Annotated in this window: 3 protein-coding genes; all 3 read right to left on the bottom strand. The window is 71.7% G+C overall.

The genetic code is table 11. The annotated features are described in order from the left end of the window. A partial coding sequence (locus MBEBAB_RS14715) for a redoxin domain-containing protein (protein WP_148291577.1) occupies nucleotides 1–669 on the bottom strand: 669 nt, incomplete at its 3' end. A gap of 29 nt (nucleotides 670–698) precedes the next feature. Next, nucleotides 699–1,226 carry a thioredoxin family protein gene (locus tag MBEBAB_RS17850; protein WP_021698777.1) on the bottom strand — a complete coding sequence of 176 codons (528 nt, stop codon included), beginning with the start codon at nucleotides 1,224–1,226 and terminating at the stop codon, nucleotides 699–701. Next, entirely contained in the window at nucleotides 1,226–1,465 is a 240-nt protein-coding gene (locus MBEBAB_RS17855; RefSeq protein ID WP_052516830.1) for a hypothetical protein, read from the bottom strand. Before MBEBAB_RS17855 ends, MBEBAB_RS17850 begins: the two co-directional genes overlap by 1 nt. Nucleotides 1,466–1,596 lie beyond the last annotated feature (131 nt).

Consider the following 1,596-nt stretch of genomic DNA (forward strand, 5'->3'; position numbering starts at 1 on the left):
CCGCCTCGGCGCCCTCTTCAAGCTCATCGGCGTATTTGATCGAACAGCATACGGCTGGGCGAACGGAGTCGCCACGGGACGGCCGGCTCCGTGGTCCTCCAGAGCTGCGCGCACATAATTGGTCGCGCCGTCCAGCGTCGCAACGTCGGCGCTGGGCCGGTCGTCGATGCCGCCGGTGAAGATGATGCGGCCCTCCTCGTCGATCACGCGCATGTCGGGCGTGGTGACCGCGCCATAGGCCCGGCCTGTCTCGCCGGTGGGGTCCGCCAGCAGGTGGGTGAAGCTCGCGTCGTACTCGGCCCGCCAGCCGCGCGCGTCCTCGCCCTCCACATAGCCCTGGGTGCCCGGGGCTGACGAGATGATGGTCAACCAGACCACGCCGTCCTGGGTCGCCTCCTGCTGAAGCGCCTGCATCGGCCCGGTGTAGTGCTTGCGCACATAGGGGCAGTCCTCATTGGTCCATTCCAGAACCACCACCCGGCCACGGAAATCGGACAACGAAACCTGTTCGCCCTCGGCGCTGACCAGGGTGAAGTCCGGCGCCATCTGGCCGTCAGCCTCGGCGGTCTCGGTGGTTTCGGGTGCGTCGGCGGGCGCCTCGGCCGGTTGATTGCAGGCCGCCAGAGCGAGGGCGGACGCGGCGGCCATGGCCAGGATGCGGATCTTCATGGGATGGGCTCCTTGGTTGGTCGAAGGGATCAGGCGGCGTCGTTGAGCGCCTCGGCCACGAGGCCGGGGGTCAGAAGCTGGGGCAGGATGCGCGGCGCGTCGGAACCGGAACCATAGATCAGATACAGCGGAACGCCCGAGCGGCCGTGCCGCTCCAGCTCCCGCGCGATGGCGTCATCCCGCAGGGTCCAGTCCGCGACCATATAGACCGCGCCGGTGGTCTCGACGGCGCTCCGCACCCGGTCCGACGCCAGGGCGGCGCGCTCATTGACCTTGCAGGTCACGCACCAGTCGGCGGTGAAGTTCACGAACACCACCCGGCCTTCGGCCCGGGCGGCCTGAACCGCCGCGGGCGACCAGGGCGTGGAGGACAGGGCCCCGCCTTCGCTTGCGCCGGCGGCTGCCTCAGGGGCGCGGGCCAGCGAGGCGCCGCCGCCCGCCAGCCCCATGGCCGCGACGATGGACAGGACGGCGGCCACGGTGCTGACCACCCCGCCGCGTCCCTCGGCCCGCGCCGCCTGCCGCCAGCCCCACAGGAACAGGCCCAGGGCCAGCATCAGGCGCCGGTCATCAGCAGGGCCAGGGACTCCGCCCCGGCCTGACGGGCGAACACCCACACCAGCCACAGGGCCGCGCCGTACATGGGAAAGGCCAGCACGCCCTTGAGCCGGTCCATCCACGGACCGGGGCGCGGAAACCGCTTCAGCAGGCCCGGCGACAGGCTCACCGCCACATAGGGCAGGGCCAGACCCAGCCCCAGCATCAGGAACACCGCCACGGCCATGGGCGCGGGCATGACGAGCGCGGCGCCGAGGCAAAGGCCATGAAGGGCGCGGTGCACGGCGCCGCCACCACCACCGCCAGAACGCCGGTGAAGAAGGCCCCCACGCTGCCCGGCAGGCGCCGACAGGCGTCCGCCCGCGCCGC

This window comes from Brevundimonas abyssalis TAR-001 (genome assembly GCF_000466985.1).
In the GTDB taxonomy this organism is placed as follows: Bacteria; Pseudomonadota; Alphaproteobacteria; order Caulobacterales; family Caulobacteraceae; genus Brevundimonas; species Brevundimonas abyssalis.

Coding starts and splice junctions, on each gene's coding strand:
- MBEBAB_RS17850 (WP_021698777.1), bottom strand. CDS start 1,226: ATGCTGGCCCTGGGCCTGTTCCTGTGGGGCTGGCGGCAGGCGGCGCGG.
- MBEBAB_RS17855 (WP_052516830.1), bottom strand. CDS start 1,465: ATGCCCGCGCCCATGGCCGTGGCGGTGTTCCTGATGCTGGGGCTGGGT.